Origin of the sequence: Clostridium sp. (assembly GCF_047777555.1) — a bacterium.
Taxonomy (GTDB): Bacteria; Bacillota; Clostridia; order Clostridiales; family Clostridiaceae; genus Clostridium_H.
Map to the genome: position 1 here is coordinate 1 of NZ_JBKEEV010000011.1, position 20,308 is coordinate 20,308.

The window sequence follows — 20,308 nt, forward strand, 5'->3', positions numbered from 1 at the left end:
AGATATGAATCTCCTCTTTATGAATTTAAAAATGTTACTGTAACTCCGCATATAGGGGCTACTACTGTAGAAGCTCAACAGAATGTGGGAGTTACTATAGCAGAGCAGGTCATTAAAGGAATAAAAGGAGAGATTGTACCTAATGCCGTTAATCTTCCTGGAATTGCAACAGATGAGCTTAAAGCAATGAGACCTTATATTGAACTTATGGAAAAGCTAGGTAAATTATATTATCAATTAAATAGCTATCCTGTTAAAAATGTAAATATAGTATATTGGGGAGATATAGTTAAATTTGATACAGAAATGCTAGAAATTGCTTTCTTAAAAGGACTTTTGGAACAAGTAAACAATGATAGAGTAAATTATATTAATGCTAAAATGACAGCAGAGCAAAGCGGCATAAGTATAAGAAGGCAAAAGATGAAAGAGCATTATAATAATTATTCAAGCTTAATCACAATAAAGATAACCAATAACGCAGGAGAAAAGTTTACCCTATCAGGTACAGTATCTAATAAGCAGGAAGGTAAGCTTGTTGAAATAGAGGGCTATGAGGTAGATGTGAAGCCAAGTGAATATATGTTATTTGTAAAAAACAAAGATGTACCTGGAGTTATAGGTCAAGTAGGAACAATCGTTGGTCAGGAAAATATAAATGTTGCAACTATGCAGGTTGGAAGAAAAGTAAAGGGAGAAATGGCTATTATGATTCTTAACGTAGATAGTGAGATTTCAAAGGAATCTCTTGATAAGTTTAAGCAGCTAGAAAATGTAATTGAAGCAAAGACTATTATATTATAAAGCGCAAGTGGAGCACTTGGATCAGTTTAGGCGCTTTGCTTAGTTTAGAATTAGAGAAGGGATAAACGGTAGTTTAGGAAATGAAGGTGATTTTATGAAGATAGGGTATGCAGCTTCAGCAGGAGAGAAGAATATTTATGATACCATAGACTATGCATATAATAATAAATTTAGTGCTGTGGAGCTTAATATAAATATGCCTATATTTTTCCCAGAGAGATTTGATACTAATGAAAGAAAGAAAGTAAAAGAATATGCCAAGGAAAAAGGAATAGAGCTTACGTTCCATGCCCCAGAGGATATTTCTCTTCTTCAACTTCAAAAGGGTATGAGAGAAGCTGGAATAGCAAGGCTTAAAGAGGTAATGGATTTTGCATATGATTTAGGAGCTAGCAGGCTTACCATGCATATTGGCGGAGCGGTTTGCTTTACTTTAACAGATAGAAAAGTGTATATGGATGAGCTTTTTTATGATGATTTTAAAAAGGTTTTAGATGATAGCTTAAAAAAGCTTATAGATTATTCTAAAGGGAAAGTGAAGCTTTGCATTGAAAACTCAGGACGTTTTCCTCAAAAGCTAGTCCAAGAAGCTTTAGATGAAATGATATCTAAAGAGAAAGACTTATTTTTAACCTGGGATATAGGACATTCCTATGAGAACAAGTATAATGAAGTTGAATTTTTCTTAAGACACTTAGATAGAATAAGAACTTGTCATCTTCATGATAATAATGGTTCAAGTGATCATCAAGTTATAGGGCAGGGAAATGTGGATTTTAAGTGGCATTTTGAAAAGATGAAGAATAGCGATATCATATATATTATAGAAGTAAGACCAAGAGAGAAAGCCGTAGAGTCGGCTGTACAATTAAACTAAAGTTATAGAAATTTAATATTCCGTATGTGATTTGTATTTTAGAAAGCATTAAACAAGAATAAAAAGCTTTCATAAATGCAAATTTCATACGGATTTTTATTTTTCATAAAATGTAAAAATAAGCGGACAAAAACAAGGACTATTAGAAGATTTTTATAGAAGAGGTACTACATTAGTGGTAAAATTGAAATAGATGTAAAGAATTATTTAGGAAGGAGATGAAAGTTATTACTTTATATTTAAATTAAGCTTATGGAGGAAATAAGAAATTTGACATTATTTACACAGCATCATATTAAAAAGTATCATTAACAATCGATAATAAATAAAGATAGGAATAAATGATTGATTTTACAGGGGGGGTTAAAGTGAGGCGAGTATTAGATATAGCAAAAACAGTGATGATTGCTGCTTTATTCTCATCTATGCCTATAGCGGCTTTTGCTGCAGGTGAAGATGTTGTTAACATGCCTGCAAAACAAGGAGTAAGTATAACAAAGCCTTGGATAGCAAAGTTTAATTTAGAATTAGATAAAAGTACAATAAATGGTGAAAATATACTGGTTAAGGACAGTAAAGGCAACAATATAAAGGTAACCGTAATGCCAGGGAAAGATTCAAAAACAATAACCATACAGCCACCAACAGGGGGATATGTGCCAGGTGAAACCTATTCCCTTCAATTAAGCAAGGCTATAAAAAATAAGAATGGGAAAAATTTATCCAAAGTAACTACAATGAATTTTACTACTTCTAATCAATATGAAGATTCAACAAACTACACATCTTTACCAAGTATCAAAGGTATTGAGATTTTAAATCAACCCATATTACAAAATAAAGGGACAAGCTTTAGAATTTCTCCAGCTGCTTCAGAAGATGTGCAATATAGGGTTTATTTATTTAAGTACCCAGATGAGACCTATGATAACCCTAATTCTTATTTTAATCCCTCATATATAGAGCTTACTAAGGGATACTCAAATATCTTTGGCTCATCAACTCCATATATTTTTACGAAACAAGATGGATTTGATACAGGAAAGTACAAGCTTTTAGTATATATAAAGGGTAAAGGAAGAGTTGGACAAAATAAAGACACTAACACTGATTTTGATAACTATTATTCTACATATTTTAGAGTTATAGATAAGGATATAACTAAGGACAGTTCTTCTAATGCTGTTATATCATATGTAAAATACGATAAAACTTTAGAGGAAGCGGCTCTTGAGGAGTACTCAGAGGGCGCGCCAGCTTATAGTGAAAAAACTGGCTGGATGAAACCTAGCAAAGAAATTATAAAATACTACATGAATCCATATAACTTTTTAGATGAATACTACAAGGATGCATTTTTAAAACTAAGCTACATGGAGATTCCTGCTAGTGACTTAAATACCATATTAAGTGGAAAAGGTGTTTTAGAAGGAAAAGGAGCAGTATTTTTACAAGCAGCAAAAGAGAATAATATAAACCCAATTTATTTAATTGGACATGCATTATTAGAAACAGGCAATGGAACATCAACTTTAGCTACTGGAGTAGATGTAACCTCAGTAGATGGAGTTAAGCTGGAAAAACCTCAAAAGGTGTATAATATGTTTGGAATAAAGGCTATAGACAGCAATCCTGTAAAGTATGGTTCTGAATATGCATATAAGCAGGGATGGTTTACTGTAGACAAGGCAATATTAGGTGGAGCCAAATATATAAGCAATGACTATATAAGCAATCCTAAATACAATCAAGATACTATTTATAAAATGAGATGGAATTACAATTTAAGATGGCATCAATATGCTACAGATGTAGGCTGGGTGAGAAAGCAAATTGCCAGAATAAACTTTTCTAAGATCATAGAACAATGTAAAGACGTAAAGCCTATATTTGAAATACCGCAGCTTAAATAAAAATTCAGGGTCAGAACACAACATGGTGTTTTGACCCTGAAACTTTTATTTAGATTAGTATTCATGATTTAGAAGGTCCGTTCCATCATAGTTTACTTGACAATCCACTTTTCTTTCATTAGCATATTTTATGAAAGTAGATAGGTCAATGTCCTTTCCATTTTTGCCCGAAATATAAATAGTAATAGTGCCGTTATTGTCTATGTATTTTTGATTTATAATATTTTGGTTTTTAGCTTCATTGAAAATCATTTCAAGACCCTTGTCCAAAGATTTATTTTTTAAATTTAAGGATTCAACTAAGGTTCTACTTGATGAATGGACAGCTTTAACACTGATTATTCTATCCAAGCTGCTAACCTTTAGCTGTAGAGTAGGAGGTATGCTTACTATAACAGTAGTTGAAGGACCAAAATGATTATAAATATTTCTTCCAAATAAAATTAATAATGCTATAAGTCCTATAAAGATAATGCGTCTAACTGAATTTGGAGCTGCTGTAGGACCAGAATATATATCTCCAATCTTTGGGACGTAGTCTTGAAGTTTTACATTGTAAAATTCACCATGTATGGTCCTTATGCAGACATAATTCTTATCAACTTTTACAACTACACCAGTCTTTTTTTTCATCCATAGTCACCTACTTAGATTTATATCTTGCCTTAGAATTCTTTTGATTATAAGTGTTTTTATTTTTGCTATTAGCATTTTTAAATTTAAAGATACTCTTTAAGTTTTTAGCCTTTATCCCTTTATTAAGAAGATTATTATTTTTAGATTTTATTTTAGAATTATCTTTAAGGCTATTTTTTAGTTTATCTTTAGAACCGTTCTTTAAATTCTTAGGTATATTTTTGTTGTTAGAAATATTAAGCTTATTAGAGCTGTTGTAAGCTTTATTTCCCTTAGAAGAGTTAGTAGAATTCAGCTTCTTTTGCTGCACTTTATTATTTGATGAACTGCTAGAATTAGAATTTGTCTTCAAAGCACCTTTCCTATTTTTACCCTTTGAATTACCTGTATTTTTATCATCTCCTATTATTATATCAGATTTAGGAGAAGTTGGACTAGAGCTTTTGTTATAATTAATTTGAACATCTAATTTTTTTTCCTTGGAAGAATCCTTAAAGCTGGACAAATCTACTGGCTTATCTTTTTTAGAAGTAATATCTAGAGAAATCTTTGATACATTTGGTTCAGATTTTTCTATAATGAGGCATAGTCCATCATTAACATTTCTATTCTCTAAGTCCATAGAACTTAATAATTCCTTTCCGTTTTCATTTAACGGTAAAGCTTTTATTATTTTATTCCATCTATTTAATTTAAGCTCTAAATCGGTATTTAAAGTTACGGATGCAGTAGGTGTATAATAAGCATATGCAGCTCCTCCTGTAGATACGGATATAATAAGACAAGCTGCAGCAGCTGCATATTTATAAAAAGGGATTTTCATAGTCTGAGTCCCTGTGTATGTGCTTCCAATCGCAGGGACAGTCCCTTTAATTTTAACTTCTGCAAACTCACCACTAGGAGTCAAGATACGTGCTTTTTTATTTTTTATCTCCATGACTATTCCAGTTTTATCAAACATTATTTTCACCAACCTTTATATTTAGGTAAGATTTTATATAAGGGTACTCGTTACTAGAGAGTATCAGTATTAAAGTAAGCAGATATCTTCGCCATTTTTCTATGTACTTTTTTCTTGTTCCAGTAAGCAAGGCTATTTGACTTACAGGAAGAAGATGCTTGTCTTTTATATATCTTAAAATTTCTTCATTATTTGAACAGGTTAAAGCTAAATTCAAAAGATTATTTCTCGTATCTATATGAGATGGAGAAGATTTTACAAGGTCACTAAAGCTTAATTTATATTTTGCAAGTTCCTTAGAAAAAAGGGCAATTTCCTCAGCCCTTTTTTGATTTTCAACATCTATTTCATATTGATTGAGAGAAACTTTATAATCTAGGTAGTTATCCTCATCGATTTCATTAGTGGCGTCATCAAATAATAAATAAGGGGTATTTTTGGACTTCCTAAAGAAATCTATAAGAGAATTTTTTATTATAACATATGTATAGCTGAAAAAATTACCTTTTTTTTCGTTATAGTTATTACAAGCATTGTTAAAGGCAATAAGAGCAATGCTAAGTTCTTCATCGTTAGCCCAGTCTAAATTTCTTTTACAAGTTTTATAAGCTGCATTATATATAAATTTTTTATTTTCTTCTATAAATCTATCTCTGTTTTTTTTCATTAATTCTGCTATGTTCACTGCATCACCTCTTTTTCATCTAAGTGTGATTTAATGTATAATAACTCTTTATATATATACGTATTTTATACTATATTTAAGGGGGTGGACAGGCTGAAGGTTTTACCAAAAAAGTTTATTAAATAAATTTATAAGCAATTATAAAGGCATTATCTCTCTTTAAATTCTTAAGAAAATTGTAAGAATTATATTAGCTTATTTGTAAAATCTTTTTTATATAATTGTAGATGAATATAGTTATCTAAAAGCAATTTGAAAGAGAGGAATATTAGGTGAAGAAGGTAAAATCAATAATAAAGATTGTCATTTTAGCTTTAATAGCCTTTAGTGTGTTTAGCAGTATGCATAAGAAAACAAATAAGTTATTTCTTAGAGAAAGTATTTATAACTTTCTTAAGGTAGAGAAAAATCAGAAGGCGGTGTTCGCAGATGCAGTGGCTTTAAATCATGGAAGCTCTAAAAATAGCTGTGTTTATTTTGTATCAGAGGTTTTAAGAAAAAATGATTACTTCATACCAAAAGAAACTGCAAATACTACTCAACTTATTTCCATCTTAGAAAAGGAAGGCTGGAAGAAAAATTATAATTTCAAAAAACTGAAGCCTGGTGATATAGTTTTTACAACAGATCATAAGGGAAATAAAAAGGGTAAGCCAACTCATACTTATATATTTATGGGGTGGGTTAAGGAAGGCAGCTATGATTATGCCTATGTTTGTGATAACAAGGCAAAGGACTATGAAAATCAAATATATCATATAAGAAATGTAAAAAATAGAGTAAATGTAGATGGTCTTACAAAGGATGCTTTTAGCTTTTTTATGACAATAGAATAATATAAATCTGTAACTTGCCACTCTAGCTAAAAATTCCACAATTTTTTTTGACACCCCCCTAAAACAGAAAATCCACCCGTATATATATACAGAAAAACACGATAGGAAAAACAGGAGGAAGAAACTATGAAGAAGCTAAAGATATTTTTAATAACAATGGCCATGCTTTCTAATATTGGAGGAACTGCTTTAGCAGATGGAGTGGAATCTTTAAAAGATACTGCAGGGATTACTCCAGATAGTGTTTTATACGGTGTAGATAAAGCTTTAGAAAATGTAAAGTTAGCTATAACTTTTACTGGGAAAGCAAAGGTAGAGGTACTAACAGGTATAGCTGCAGAGAGAATTGCAGAATCACAGGTTATGGCTGAATCAGGAAAGGAAGATTTAGCTCAAGGAGCTATTGATGCGTACAGCAGTAATATGACAACAGCTAACGAAATACTTCAACAAATAATAGCGCAAACTGAAGGAGAAGGGATAGTAGGAAGTTCAAAAGAAGAAACAATTGAAAAAGACGAAGCAACTACAAAAGAGGAAACAACTACAGAAGATGAAACAGCTTCGAAAGATGCACAACCTACAGATATAACAGAAGAAGCTAAAGATACTACAGCAGAAAATCCGATTGTAGATGAAACTACAAATAACAGTGAAGCTAACGTGTCACAAGAGGCTAATACAGAAGAAACAACTGCATCTAATAATGATACAGCAGAAGAAACTTCAACTAATGAAAACGCAGAGGCTGAAGAAAATAAGTCTACAGAAAATACAACAGCAGATGAGAGCGAATCAACTGAAACAACTACAGAGCAAAATTCAACTAGCGAAGAAAAAACTTCAGAAGAGGTTAGTAAAGAAGAGATACAGGTAGATGAAGAAAAAGATAAAGAGCTAAAAGAACTAGAAGCAAAGGTAGTTGCAAAGCAAGAGAAGGCTATAGAGGTATTGAAGGTTGTACAAGAAAAAGTTTCTGATAAAGCTAAAGAGACAATTGCATCTGTAATTGAAATGCAAACAGCTAAAAAAGAAGCTATGATTGAAATGATGGAAAAAAGACATGAATTAAATATAGTTAAAAAAGAAGTAGTTCAAGGTATTGCTAAAGTTAAAGAGGTAAAGAAAACAGGTAACGAAGAATCTATTAAGAGTGCAGAGGATGCTCTAAAAGTCAGCTCCGAAAAATTTGCTGATTCCAAAGCAGCTTTTAAAACAGCTTTTGTAAGCACTAAAGCAATTAATAAAGAAGTAAAACAATTAAATAAGGAATTGAAAAAAGACTTACATAAAGAAGTTAAAGAAGGAAATATCACAAAAGAGGAAGCTAAAGAAGCTCTAAAAGCAGTTAAAACAAACAATGGAAATGGTCAACTAAAGAAGGTTATAAAAAAAGTAGATAAAATAGATAAAAAGAATAACACTACAACAAAAACAACAGAAGCAGTAAAAAAGGAAAAATTAAAAAATGCTAAAAAAGAGATAAATAAAAAAAATATAAACAAAAGTTTAAAAGAAAAGAAAAAAGAAGTTAAAAAAGAAAAATCAAATAAAGTTAAAGGAAACAAAAACAAATAACTTTTTTAAATTGCCATCATCGCACAAAATAATATATAAAAACTAAGAGAACCAACCACCCATGGTTCTCTTAGTTTTTTTATTCTAAACTCCCTACACTCTCTAAACTTCTCCACTCTCCACTTCTCTATGCATGTTTTAAAAGAGAATAAGGATATGGATTTTTCTCAATGACTACAGGGAATTGCGCATCTCCCTTAAGTTCCTTGCTTTTCTCAATCACTACGTTTTTGTCAATTATTACTCCACAAAGCTTAGCATTTTCCTTGATTTCACAATTAGGAAGTATTATACATCCATCTAATTGAGCGCCTTTGTGAATTCTCACTCTTCTTGAAATTACACTATTTCTTACAAAACCTTCTATGATACATCCGTTAGCTATTAAACAATTTGACACCTTAGAGCCTTCTTCATACTTAGTAGGAGGTGCGTCCGTAACTTTAGTATAAATAGCACCAGTACCAAAAAATAATTCTCTATTAATCTTTGGATTTAGCATATCCATATTAACTTTATAGTATGAATTTATAGAATTTATACACTCTAAGTATCCATTAAACTCATAACCCTTTATATTTAAAGAAGCAGTGTTAGAATAAACGCAATCTTTTATGGAATTATAGTATCCTGTAGATATGCATTCATTAAGAAGATTTATCAAGGTTGACTTGCTCATTATGAACATATCTGTAGATATATTGCATGTAGGCTTGATACCAACATTTTTGCCAACACTTATAACATTATTAGAGTCAAGGTTTAGAGTATTACAATTTATAAAACTACTATCTGCATTATTTACACTCTTGTATATTATAGTTATGTCTGCATTCTGTGCTTCGTGAAAATTTATGGCTTTAGTGTAATCTAAATTGCATATCATATTAGAAGAAGAAAATATTACATTATTTTGTTTACTTCTATAGAGATAATCTATATTATCTTTTAAAAGATAAATATCATTAGTTTTAGGATATGATGTGAAATTAAAGTTAAATAAAAAAAGCCCATTAATTCTTCTGTTCAAATCCCAAGGCTTACCAGATTCAAGATGGTCAAGTAGTGATCTGGAATTTTCTTGAGTGAAAATTCCTATATTTGTAATCCCAGCATTCACCATGTTTGAAAGAACAAAATCTATTAATCTATATCTTCCACCAATAGGCACTGCGGCTAAAGGTCTATTACCAGTCAAACTTTTTATATGATCATCTTCTTCGTTTAGGCTTATAATTCCCATATAATCTTTAATCATTTACTCACCCCCAAGATTTCTAATTACTGAATTTGATTTTATTTCTGCATCATCACCGATAAGGGTTATATCTTCAGAACTTCCTAGTATACTGTTTTTTCTTATAACAGATCTACTGCCAATTATACACTTGCGTATTATAACATTCTCACCTATTTTTGTATTAGGCATAATCACAGATCCCTCTATAACGCTGTTTTTACCTACATAAACTCCAGGGAATAATATAGAATTTTTTACTGTACCAAATACAGTGCATCCTTCAACTATAAGAGAATTATGTATTTTAGCATCATTACCTATATATTGAGGAGGTTTAGTAGGAGTAACGGAATATATTTTCCAGTCCTTGTCGAAAATGTTTAGTGTGTTTTCTGGATTTAATAAATCCATATTAGCTTCCCACAAGCTTTCTACTGTACCTACATCTTTCCAGTAACCATTAAATGAGTATGCATAAAGATTGTAGCCTGAGTTCAAAAGCTTAGGAATAATATTTTTACCAAAATCATGACTTGAAGTCTTATCTTTAGCATCTTCTATAAGGGACTTTCTAAGAATCTTCCAATTAAAAATATATATTCCCATAGAGGCCTTATTATTCTTTGGAAACTTTGGTTTTTCTTCAAATTCAAATATTTTATCATTATCATCTGTATTCATTATTCCAAATCTACTTGCTTCTTCTATAGGTACATCTATAACTGCAATTGTAGTATCAGCATTTTTTTCTTTGTGGAACTTAAGCATTTTAGAGTAGTCCATTTTATAAATATGATCTCCGGAAAGAACCAATAGATATTCTGGTTCATATTTATCAACAAAATGTAGATTTTGATATATAGCATCTGCAGTGCCGCTGTACCAATTACCTCCATAGTTTCCTATGTGAGGAGGAAGTATAGTTACTCCGCCGCTGTTTCTATCTAAATCCCATGGACTTCCAATGCCAATGTGGGAATTTAAGATATGAGGTTGATATTGAGTTAGAACGCCGATAGTATCTATTCCGGAGTTAGAGCAGTTACTTAAGGTAAAGTCTATTATTCTGTATTTACCTCCAAAAGGTACTGCAGGCTTAGCGTTATTTTTAGTCAACGCCTTAAGTCTAGTACCTTGTCCGCCAGCTAGAATCATAGCTAACATTTCTTTTTTCATCATTGATTTCACCACCATTTGATTAGTATAAGCTTATTGGACAATAATTAGTTCGCTGCGGAACTATAAATTATCTAGATTTTTAGTGTGTAGTTAGTTTTATAAGCGATATAAAGTAATAGTTTAAAAACTACCATATATTTAGGAAAAATATTACAATCTTATTATATATTACAATAATTTGGAAATTAATTCAAGACGAAAAATTCCTAAGGTAGGAGATGTATACATTTACTAATGGAAAATTCTTCATTATTTATACTCATTTGGTCCATGAATAGTAGTTTTATCATATTATGGTAGTAAAACATAACTACTATATTGAAAACTACCATTTAAATATGGTTAACATAGATATATAATATATATGTATTTTATTTTATTCCCCTTGAAAGGAGAATTAGCTTATGAAAAAATTTGACAAAATAATAATTATAGTTTTTGTTTTAGTAGCAGTAGTTTCTGGAGTCATTATGAAGCTTAACTACAGCAAAAAATATGATAAAAAGTATGCTGAAATTAAAGTAAAAGGAGAGCTCTATAAAACGGTTACATTAGATAAATCTAAACCGAAAGAAATAATAAACATAAAAACAGATTTAGGAGAAAATATTATAGAAATAGATAAAGGAGGAGTAAGAATCATAGATGCAGATTGCCCAGATAAAATATGCATTAAAGATGGATTTAAGGAAAACCCGGGGGATGTATTAGTATGTCTGCCTCATAAGGTAGTTATAGAAATAAAAGGACAGGGTGGCAATTCTGATGTAGACATAATATCTCAATAAGGAGTAGTATGATGAGAAAAACACAAAAGTTAACAGCGATATCACTGCTAGTAGCTCAAGGATTAGTTTTGCACATTTTTGAAAGAATGCTTCCTGTGCCGTTTATAGCACCAGGAGCAAAGCTTGGATTAACCAACATTATTACATTGATAGGGTTATATATCTTTAGCTTTAAAGAGGTATTTCTTATAATAGTTTTAAGGATAATAATGGCTACTCTTTTAGGAGGAACATTATCTAATTTCTTATATAGTATAGCAGGCGGAATTTTAAGCTTTTTAGCTATGTATGTCATGAAGAAGTTAGGTAAGGACAATGTAAGTATTATAGGTATAAGTATAGTTGGAGCTGTATTTCATAATATAGGTCAGGTTATAGTGGCAGGGCTTGTAATTGAAAATGCTATGATAGTTACGTATTTGCCTATTCTTTTAGTAGCCGCTATAGGAACAGGATTTTTTGTAGGATTAACAGCAAAGTATCTTTTACCTTTTATAAAAAGAATAACTTTATAAAAAAATTAAAGACTATTTTATTTTAAAGCATGTTATAAGGAAACAATGATTTTCTTACAATATGCTTTTTTATTTTTGGAGATTTTATTAGAAATTTTCTAAAATATTGTATAAAGGTTTTAAAATATATATTTGAGTTTGACTAATTATTTTAGAATAAAGTTTATTAAAATTTAAAATACATGGAACACTATATATAAGCCTATATGTAAGGAGGAAGTTTTATGAAAAAACGAATGAAAATACTGTGTGTTTTTTTTCTAAGTTTAAGCATCATCTTTTCAGGCTGCATGCAAAAATCTGTAGGCCTATTACTACACCTAAAAAAGGGAGATTCATATAAATTAGAGACAGATAGAACCGAAAAAGTAGTTTACAATGTGGCAGGAGAAAAAATAGAAACGGAGTCAAAAGTTAAAACATCTTATTTATGTCATGTAACTAATGTTGATGATAATAAAAATGCTGAAATTAAGGTTACTTTTGATTCTATAAACATAAAGAATACTATGGAGAATGGACAAACACTCATAAATAATTCACCAACTATGGCTAAGGATACAGACAAATTATCAAAGATATATTCTACCCTTATAGGAAAAAGCTTTAAGGTAAAGATAGGAGAGTATGGGAAGGTAAAGCAAATAATAGGGATGGATGAGCTAGTAAAAGGAGTTTTAGATGAATTGAATATAAAAGATGAAAATGAGAGGAAAGAAATAAAAGAAGATATGAAACAAAACTTTGGAGATGAAGAATTAACAAAAAGGATAGAGAGAATAAGCTCCTTTTATCCTGAGAAGGAAGTAAAGATGGGGGATACATGGAAGCAAAGAGTAGAAGTATCGGATAGGTTTCCAGTTGAAGCCGGAAGTGAGTATAAATTAAAAGATACTGCTGATGGAACTTCGGAAATTACAGTAGAGGGAAAAATTAAAAGTAAGGAGAATGCAGAGCCTATTATTATTAATAATATAAAGATAACTTATGAAGAAATAACTGGGGAACAAAAAGGAAACATAAGTGTTAATGAGGACACAGGGCTAATAAAAAGAGCTGAAATGGAAAATAAATATTCTGGAAGAGTAAAGTATGCATCAGATGATCCTAATATGGGACCTCAAATATACCCTATTACCGTTGAAGAGAAAATAACAGTTAATGTACTAAGGCAGTAAAATGATTTAAAAAATAGAATTTCTTGGCTTAATACTCTAAAGAAAAGGCGATTTTTATACGTATATAAGGGACAGTTGTAAATAATAGAGTATGAACTTATAATTATAGTAGAACTTGCTAAAACATGGCTTAATTTCATATAGCCTTGACTAGAAGGATTGTATTAAAGGAGAGATATTTATGGAAAACGTAGTAGAAAGATTTTTAAGATATGTGAAGTTTGATACTAAGTCTGATGAAGAATCAAGCACTGTTCCAAGCACCAAAGGACAGATGGTTTTTGCAAAGGAATTAGTGAAGGAATTAAAAGAAATCGGTTTAAGTGACGCATCTGTAGATGATAAGGGCTATATAATGGCAACAGTTCCATCAAATATAGAAAAACAGGTTCCTACTATTGGATTTATTGCTCATATGGATACATCACCTGATATGAGTGGGGAGAATGTAAATCCTCAATTTGTAGAAAACTATGATGGTGGAGATATTGTACTTAACAAAGAGAATAATGTTGTGCTAAGGGCTACAGACTTCCCAGAAATAAAGGAATATAAGGGAAAGACTTTGATTACTACAGATGGAACTACACTATTAGGTGCAGATGATAAGGCTGGAATTGCAGAAATAGTTACAGCTGTTGAATATTTAATGAAGCACCCTGAAATAAAGCATGGAACTATAAAGGTAGGATTTACTCCAGATGAAGAGGTTGGCAGAGGAGCAGATTATTTTGATGTTAAAAAGTTCAATGCAGATTTTGCTTATACTGTAGATGGAGGAGCAGTAGGAGAACTTGAATATGAGAACTTCAATGCTGCTGCAGCTAAAATAGTAGTTAAAGGAAGAAATGTCCACCCTGGTTCTGCAAAAGGAAAGATGATAAACTCTATGCTTATTGCAAGTGAACTTGTGGGAATGCTTCCAAAACAAGAAGTCCCAGAGCTTACAGAAGGCTATGAAGGATTTTACCATCTTGTAGGATTTAATGGAGAAGTTGAAGAAACAAAACTTCAATATATAATAAGAGATTTTGATATGGCTAAATTTGAAGAAAGAAAAAATACTATGGCTAATGTAGTATCTGAGTTAAACAAAAAGTATGGTGAGGGCACAGTTATACTAGAAATGAAGGACCAATACTATAACATGAAAGAAAAAGTAGAGCCTGTTAAACATATAGTAGACACTGCATTTAAAGCTATGGAGGAAGTTGGTGTTACTCCAAAAGTTACACCTATAAGAGGAGGTACAGATGGAGCTAGGCTTTCATTTATGGGACTTCCAACACCAAACCTATTTACTGGTGGACATAACTTCCATGGAAAATATGAATTCATACCGACTTTTGCAATGGAAAAGGCTGTAGAGGTAATCTTAAAAATTATAGATATATATACTAATAATTAAGTAAAAAATAATAATCTAAAAAGAAAAAGGACTTTGACTCAAATTATAAGTTAAAGTCCTTTTTTATTATTAATTTATGGTTTTCTTAAGTGTTTTAGATAAATCATCATCTATAAATGGAGCGCGGAATGAAAAGGTCTTTTCATGACCACATTCTGGGCAAGAACATATACAAACATCATAAGACATGTTATCTATAATATGAATCTCTAAGTCTTTGGCTATATAAGAACTACCACAAATTTCACAAGGAGTAGAATTAATAATTTTGTACTCACTTTCGATATATTTCATAATATCACGTATTACCATTTTTGTCCTCCAAACTATTGAATAACTAGATATACTTAATGGTATCACTTAAAAAATATAAAAACAAGGTATAAATCTTACTGTTGACAGAGAGATAAAATAGTGATAATTTTATATTGTAAACAATTTAATAATGTATATCTAATCCTTCAGGGCAGGGTGAAATTCCCGACCGGCGGTATAGTCCGCGAGCTGTAGTGAGCGATTACTGCAGCAGATCTGGTGAGACTCCAGGACCGACAGTAAAGTCTGGATGGAAGAATCGGATTGATATTCTATTTTTATGTGTATTATCATTGACATTTATTTGTCTTGATAGTTTTTTGTACATGTATTAATTATGGTATTTTAATTAGCCCTGAAAATTATTTTTAATTTTCAGGGCTTTGTTGGTTATTAAGATAAAAATAGAAATCAGTATATTCATTTATATTTATTTATATTCATGTCTATTAATTCATGGGTTTCTTCCAGATAAATCCCTTTAGGAATGTACAACTTTATTTTACTAAACTATGTGTTTATTTAATCGGAGGTGGTTAAGTGGATTGCCATTATATGAAAAGGGCCATTGAACTATCAAAAAAGGGCATTGGTTATACTTACCCTAATCCTTTAGTAGGTGCTGTTATTGTTAAGAATAACAGAATTATAGGAGAAGGGTATCATGCGGAATATGGAGGGCCCCATGCAGAGATTAATGCATTAAAAAGTGCCAAGGAAGATGTTAGAGGGGCAACAATGTATGTAACCTTAGAACCTTGCTCGCACTATGGAAAAACTCCTCCTTGTGCCAATGCTATTGTAAAAAGCGGAATAAAAAAAGTAGTAATTGGAATGAAGGACCCTAATGAATTAGTTTCTGGTAGGGGTATTGAAATACTTTTGAAAAATGGCATTGAGGTAGAAGTAGGGGTTCTTGAGGAGGATGTAAAAAAGCTTAACGAAATTTTCATCAAATATATAACAACAAAGCTGCCATTTTGTATTATGAAAACCGCTATGACTTTAGATGGCAAAATAGCAACTGTAACAGGAGATTCAAAATGGATAAGTAATGAATTATCCAGAGAATATGTTCATGAGATAAGGCACAGAGTGGCTGGGGTTATGGTTGGAATAGGGACAGTTCTCAAAGATAATCCATTATTAACAACAAGATTAAAAAATAAAAAAGGCAGAGACGGTGCTCGGATTATCGTTGATACTAAAGGGAGAATACCCTTAGAGGCTAGAGTTTTAAATTTAAATAAAGATTCTGACGCAAAAACTATAATTGCTGTTACAGAGTTAGCTAGAAAAGAAAAGCTAAAAGCCTTAAAAGATATGGGTGCAGAGATAATAGTTACTTCAATAAAGGATAACAAAGTAGATTTAAAATATCTTATGAAGGCATTAGGACATATGGGAATAGATAGTGTTTTGTTAGAAGGTGGAGCCGCATTAAATTATTCGGCTTTAAATGAAGGCATTGTGGATAAAGTTATTTCTTTTATATCTCCTAAGATAATTGGAGGAGATGAAGCTAAAAGTCCAGTTGGAGGTATGGGAATAAGGCGTATGGATGATGCTATAAAGCTTCAAGACACAAAGGTGTTTCAGTTCAATGAGGATGTAGTGATAGAAGGCTGCATAAAGAGGTGAGAATATAGTGTTTACAGGAATAGTAGAGGAAATTGGGAGAGTTGATACAGTAGTTATTGGGAGAAAATCTGCAAGGATAAAAATTCACGCTGAAAAAGTCTTAGAAGATGTAAAACTGGGTGACAGTATAAGTACAAATGGGGTATGTCTTACTGTTACTGAATTTAATGATAGTAGTTTCACTGTAGACGTTATGGCTGAGACTATGAGAAGAAGCAATTTAGGAAATCTTCAAAAGGGTAATAAGGTTAATTTAGAAAGAGCTTTAAAAGTAGGAGATAGGCTTGGTGGACATATAGTTAGCGGGCATATAGATGGTGTTGGAATTATTAATGAACTAAAAAGAGAGGATAATGCTATATGGGCAAGTATAGGAGCATCTTCAGAAATTTTAAAATATGTGGTTTTAAAAGGCTCTATAGCAATCGATGGAGTTAGTCTTACTGTAGCTTATGTTGATGATAATGAATTTAAAGTATCTGTTATTCCTCATACTCAGGAAGAAACTACTTTAACTCATAAAAAGGTAGGAGACAAAGTTAATTTGGAATGCGACATGATTGGGAAATATATTGAAAAACTTCTAGTTAGCAGAGAAATAAGTTCATGTAAAAGCGGTATTGATGAAAAATTTTTAAGAGAAAATGGATTCTTATAGATGGAGGTTTAGAAAATGAATAATTATAAATTTAACACAATAGAGGAAGCTATTGAAGATATTAAGTTAGGAAAAATGATTGTAGTTGTAGATGATGAAGATAGAGAAAATGAAGGAGATCTTTTAATGGCTGCAGAGAAGGCGACTCCAGAAACTATCAATTTTATGGCAAGGTTTGGAAGAGGGCTTATTTGTATGCCTATGACAAAAGATAGACTTAAAGAATTGAAACTTGACCAAATGGTTGTCAACAGTACAGACCCTAAAGAAACAGCTTTTACAGTATCCATAGACTCAGTAGAAAGCAGCACAGGAATTTCAGCCTATGAAAGAGCAGCTACTATACTAAAAGCTGTAAACCCTAAATCTGGGCCTGAGGATTTTCAAAGCCCTGGACATGTATTTCCTCTAAGAGCACAGGATGGGGGAGTTTTAAAAAGAGCAGGGCATACTGAAGCTGCTGTCGATTTAGCAAGATTGGCAGGTCTCTCTCCAGCAGGTGTTATATGTGAGATTATGAATGAAGACGGTACTATGGCTAGAGTGCCTGATCTTATGGAATATGTTAAAGTACATGGTTTAAAAATCATAACTATAGCTGATTTAATTGCCTACAGAAGAAAAAATGAGTCATTGATAGAAAGACGAGGCAGTGCGAAAATGCCTACAAAATATGGAGAGTTTGAGATTATTGGATATATGGACAAGCTAACTGGGAAAGAGCATATAGCCTTAGTTAAAGGAAATGTGGATGATGGAGATCCTTTATTGGTCAGGGTTCATTCTGAATGTTTAACAGGAGATGTTCTTGGTTCTTTAAGATGCGATTGTGGAGAACAATTAGCTGCAGCTCTAAAGGCTATAAATAAAGAGGGAAGAGGAGTATTGCTTTATATGAGGCAAGAAGGACGTGGAATTGGACTTATAAATAAGATTAAAGCTTACCACCTTCAAGATAGGGGAATGGATACGGTAGAAGCTAATCTGGCTTTAGGATTCCCAGAGGACTTAAGAGATTATGGTATAGGAGCACAAATACTTAAGGATTTAGGCATAACACGAATAAGGCTTATGACAAATAATCCAAAGAAAATATCAGGAATATCAGGCTATGGAATAGAGATAGTGGATAGGGTACCTATAGAGATAGGGTGTAATCCTAAAAATCAATTCTATTTAAGAACAAAGAAAGAAAAAATGGGACACATATTAAATTTTAAAGATATAAAAAACAAAAAGGTCATGGAGGTTAAATAGTATGAAAGTTTACGAAGGAAATTTAGTCGCAGAAGGGTTAAAGTTTGGAATAGTAGTTGGAAGATTTAATGAATTTATAGGAAGCAAATTATTATCTGGTGCATTAGATGGATTAAAGAGACATGGGGTTAAAGAAAATGAAGTGGAAATTTCTTGGGTTCCTGGGGCCTTTGAAATACCACTAGCTGCAAAGAAAATGGCGAAGTCAGGAAGATATGATGCGGTTATATGTCTAGGAGCAGTTATAAAAGGGGCTACTGCCCATTTTGACTACGTTTCTAATGAAGTTTCTAAGGGAATTGCTAGTGTATCTCTTGATACAGAAGTCCCTGTAATATTTGGAGTGTTAACAACTGACACTATAGAACAGGCTATAGAAAGAGCAGGAACTAAAGCTGGTAATAAAGGCTATGAAGCTGCTGTTACAGCTATCGAAATGTCTAATTTATTAAAGCAAATTTAATAAGATAAATAATCAAAAGCTCTTCTTTGAAAAAAGAAGAGCTTTTGATTTTTACTGATTTGGAATCTGTTTCTAATATTTTAATATACATAAATATATAGTCACATATATTTAAACTAGTGAAATATATTTGAAGAAGAGGTGATGAAGATGATAAATATAATTTGGTTTTTCCTTTTAGGTTTTGGAATAATTTTTGGACTAGTTACTGGAAAGGGAGAAGTTCTATCAAAATCAGTAATAAGTTCTACAGAGGCATCAGTAAAATTGGTTATTGGACTAGCAGGAATGATGAGTTTATGGAGTGGAATAATGAAAATAGCTCAAAAAAGCGGTATTACAGACAAAATAGCCGTAGTTTTAAGGCCAATATTGAGATTGCTATTTAAAGATGCGCCAAAGAATAAAGATGCCATGGGCAGCATATTGTTGAATTTAACTTCAAATATGCTGGGGCTTTCTAATGCGGCTACTCCTTTTGGAATAAAGGCCATGGAGGAGCTTCAAAAGTTAAATCCGGAAAAGGATACTGCAACTAATGATATGGCACTTTTTTTAGTTCTTAATGCAGCATGTATTCAACTTGTTCCCACATCTATAATATCCATGAGGGCAGCATGTGGCTCAACCAATCCAGGAATTGTGATAATACCAGCCATGATAACCACAGGGACAGCAGCTATTATGGGAATTATATATTGCAAGATTTTAGAGAAGTTCTTTTAGAATGCAGTGCTTGCTCTATTAATTATTAGAGGAATATTAATAATACATAATATAATTTTAGGGGGAGAGCATAGTGAATTATTTTATAATCTCCATAATACCAATACTAATAGGGTCTATAGTCATATATGGAATGATTAAAAAGGTAAAAGTGTATGAATGCTTTATTGAGGGAGCAAAGGATGGGCTTAAATTGTGCTTTAATATATATCCATACTTACTTGCTATGCTAATAGCCGTTGGAATTTTTAGAGAGTCAGGAGCATTAGGATATTTTATAAATGCTGTAAAGCCCATAGTAAAGCTTATAGGATTGCCTCCAGAGGTTGTACCATTAGTGATGATAAAACCTTTATCAGGAAGTGGAGCCCAAGGAGTATTCATGGATATACTAAATCAGTATGGAGCAGATACGTACATAGGGCTTGTAGCATCTATAATAATAGGATCTACTGAAACCATATTTTATACACTTACTGTATATTTTGGGGCAATAAATATAAAAAAGGTCAGGCATACATTGTGGGCAGCAGTTATGGCAGATTTAACTGCGGTAATAGCTGCTGTAAGTATAGCAAAAATTATGTTTAAATAAAGCTTTAAACAAAATAGAAAAGGGATAATACTTATAATAAACTAGCAAGCATTAT

At 31.7% G+C, this 20,308-nt stretch carries 21 protein-coding genes and 1 riboswitch; of the genes, 15 read left to right on the forward strand and 6 right to left on the reverse strand.

The annotated features are described in order from the left end of the window. The 3 genes from ACFWTK_RS12230 to ACFWTK_RS12240 form a co-directional block, all read left to right on the forward strand. A partial coding sequence (locus tag ACFWTK_RS12230) for an ACT domain-containing protein (RefSeq protein WP_415876248.1) occupies positions 1 to 804 on the forward strand: 804 nt, incomplete at its 5' end. Positions 805 to 898: 94 nt separating this feature from the next. Beyond that, a complete protein-coding gene (locus ACFWTK_RS12235; protein WP_415876249.1) occupies positions 899 to 1,681 on the forward strand; it encodes a sugar phosphate isomerase/epimerase family protein in 783 nt (260 codons plus the stop codon). Between the two features lie 368 nt (positions 1,682 to 2,049). Beyond that, a complete protein-coding gene (locus ACFWTK_RS12240; protein WP_415876250.1) occupies positions 2,050 to 3,594 on the forward strand; it encodes an N-acetylglucosaminidase in 1,545 nt (514 codons plus the stop codon). 54 nt (positions 3,595 to 3,648) lie between these two features. Here the strand turns inward: ACFWTK_RS12240 and ACFWTK_RS12245 are convergent, their stop codons facing one another. From ACFWTK_RS12245 to ACFWTK_RS12255, 3 genes are read right to left on the reverse strand one after another with little or no spacing between them, the layout of a single operon-like run. Beyond that, positions 3,649 to 4,227, reverse strand: a complete 579-nt coding sequence (locus ACFWTK_RS12245) for an anti-sigma-I factor RsgI family protein (protein ID WP_415876251.1) — start codon at positions 4,225 to 4,227, stop codon at positions 3,649 to 3,651. Positions 4,228 to 4,237: 10 nt separating this feature from the next. Further along, positions 4,238 to 5,191, reverse strand: coding sequence for an anti-sigma factor domain-containing protein (locus ACFWTK_RS12250; protein WP_415876252.1), 954 nt, complete (start codon positions 5,189 to 5,191; stop codon positions 4,238 to 4,240). Next, on the reverse strand, positions 5,184 to 5,876 hold the full coding sequence (locus tag ACFWTK_RS12255) for a sigma factor (RefSeq protein WP_415876253.1): 693 nt from the start codon (positions 5,874 to 5,876) through the stop codon (positions 5,184 to 5,186). The genes ACFWTK_RS12250 and ACFWTK_RS12255 overlap by 8 nt, the downstream gene beginning before the upstream one ends. Before the next feature lie 272 nt (positions 5,877 to 6,148). Between ACFWTK_RS12255 and ACFWTK_RS12260 the strand changes: the two genes are divergently transcribed. Together ACFWTK_RS12260 and ACFWTK_RS12265 are read left to right on the forward strand one after the other, a co-directional pair. After that, the gene (locus tag ACFWTK_RS12260) at positions 6,149 to 6,712 is read left to right on the forward strand and encodes a hypothetical protein (protein WP_415876254.1); all 564 of its coding nucleotides are present in this window, start codon (positions 6,149 to 6,151) and stop codon (positions 6,710 to 6,712) included. A 126-nt stretch (positions 6,713 to 6,838) separates the two neighbouring features. Continuing rightward, positions 6,839 to 8,290 (forward strand): DUF5667 domain-containing protein, encoded by a 1,452-nt coding sequence (locus tag ACFWTK_RS12265; RefSeq protein ID WP_415876255.1) that lies wholly within the window; start codon positions 6,839 to 6,841, stop codon positions 8,288 to 8,290. Positions 8,291 to 8,417: 127 nt separating this feature from the next. Here the strand turns inward: ACFWTK_RS12265 and glgD are convergent, their stop codons facing one another. Further along, complete coding sequence (gene glgD / locus ACFWTK_RS12270; protein ID WP_415876256.1) at positions 8,418 to 9,548, reverse strand: glucose-1-phosphate adenylyltransferase subunit GlgD; 1,131 nt, start codon at positions 9,546 to 9,548, stop codon at positions 8,418 to 8,420. Then, positions 9,549 to 10,709, reverse strand: coding sequence for a glucose-1-phosphate adenylyltransferase (locus tag ACFWTK_RS12275; RefSeq protein WP_415876257.1), 1,161 nt, complete (start codon positions 10,707 to 10,709; stop codon positions 9,549 to 9,551). A 404-nt stretch (positions 10,710 to 11,113) separates the two neighbouring features. Here ACFWTK_RS12275 and ACFWTK_RS12280 point away from each other — a divergent pair, with 404 nt between their 5' ends. The 4 genes from ACFWTK_RS12280 to pepT all read left to right on the forward strand — a co-directional run bounded on the left by ACFWTK_RS12280 (position 11,114) and on the right by pepT (position 14,598). Further along, the gene (locus ACFWTK_RS12280; RefSeq protein ID WP_415876258.1) at positions 11,114 to 11,497 is read left to right on the forward strand and encodes a NusG domain II-containing protein; all 384 of its coding nucleotides are present in this window, start codon (positions 11,114 to 11,116) and stop codon (positions 11,495 to 11,497) included. Positions 11,498 to 11,508: 11 nt separating this feature from the next. Further along, the gene (locus ACFWTK_RS12285) at positions 11,509 to 12,012 is read left to right on the forward strand and encodes a Gx transporter family protein (protein ID WP_415876259.1); all 504 of its coding nucleotides are present in this window, start codon (positions 11,509 to 11,511) and stop codon (positions 12,010 to 12,012) included. 224 nt (positions 12,013 to 12,236) lie between these two features. Further along, positions 12,237 to 13,190, forward strand: a complete 954-nt coding sequence (locus ACFWTK_RS12290; RefSeq protein WP_415876260.1) for a DUF6263 family protein — start codon at positions 12,237 to 12,239, stop codon at positions 13,188 to 13,190. A gap of 181 nt (positions 13,191 to 13,371) precedes the next feature. After that, positions 13,372 to 14,598: a peptidase T gene (gene pepT, locus ACFWTK_RS12295; RefSeq protein ID WP_415876261.1), complete on the forward strand. Its 1,227-nt coding sequence runs from the start codon at positions 13,372 to 13,374 to the stop codon at positions 14,596 to 14,598. 69 nt (positions 14,599 to 14,667) lie between these two features. Here the strand turns inward: pepT and ACFWTK_RS12300 are convergent, their stop codons facing one another. Further along, entirely contained in the window at positions 14,668 to 14,910 is a 243-nt protein-coding gene (locus ACFWTK_RS12300) for a metal-binding protein (RefSeq protein WP_415876262.1), read from the reverse strand. Between the two features lie 141 nt (positions 14,911 to 15,051). After that, positions 15,052 to 15,181: riboswitch (FMN riboswitch) on the forward strand. Positions 15,182 to 15,453: 272 nt separating this feature from the next. On the opposite strand from ACFWTK_RS12300, the gene ribD reads away from it, so the two are divergent. The 6 genes from ribD to ACFWTK_RS12330 all read left to right on the forward strand — a co-directional run bounded on the left by ribD (position 15,454) and on the right by ACFWTK_RS12330 (position 20,253). Beyond that, positions 15,454 to 16,554, forward strand: a complete 1,101-nt coding sequence (gene ribD / locus ACFWTK_RS12305) for a bifunctional diaminohydroxyphosphoribosylaminopyrimidine deaminase/5-amino-6-(5-phosphoribosylamino)uracil reductase RibD (RefSeq protein ID WP_415876263.1) — start codon at positions 15,454 to 15,456, stop codon at positions 16,552 to 16,554. 7 nt (positions 16,555 to 16,561) lie between these two features. Further along, complete coding sequence (locus ACFWTK_RS12310) at positions 16,562 to 17,212, forward strand: riboflavin synthase (RefSeq protein ID WP_415876264.1); 651 nt, start codon at positions 16,562 to 16,564, stop codon at positions 17,210 to 17,212. A 15-nt stretch (positions 17,213 to 17,227) separates the two neighbouring features. Beyond that, positions 17,228 to 18,469, forward strand: coding sequence for a bifunctional 3,4-dihydroxy-2-butanone-4-phosphate synthase/GTP cyclohydrolase II (locus ACFWTK_RS12315; RefSeq protein ID WP_415876265.1), 1,242 nt, complete (start codon positions 17,228 to 17,230; stop codon positions 18,467 to 18,469). 1 nt (position 18,470) lies between these two features. Then, positions 18,471 to 18,932, forward strand: a complete 462-nt coding sequence (gene ribH, locus ACFWTK_RS12320) for a 6,7-dimethyl-8-ribityllumazine synthase (protein ID WP_415876266.1) — start codon at positions 18,471 to 18,473, stop codon at positions 18,930 to 18,932. A 150-nt stretch (positions 18,933 to 19,082) separates the two neighbouring features. Then, complete coding sequence (locus tag ACFWTK_RS12325) at positions 19,083 to 19,658, forward strand: nucleoside recognition domain-containing protein (protein WP_415876267.1); 576 nt, start codon at positions 19,083 to 19,085, stop codon at positions 19,656 to 19,658. Between the two features lie 73 nt (positions 19,659 to 19,731). Then, entirely contained in the window at positions 19,732 to 20,253 is a 522-nt protein-coding gene (locus ACFWTK_RS12330; protein ID WP_415876268.1) for a spore maturation protein, read from the forward strand. Positions 20,254 to 20,308 lie beyond the last annotated feature (55 nt).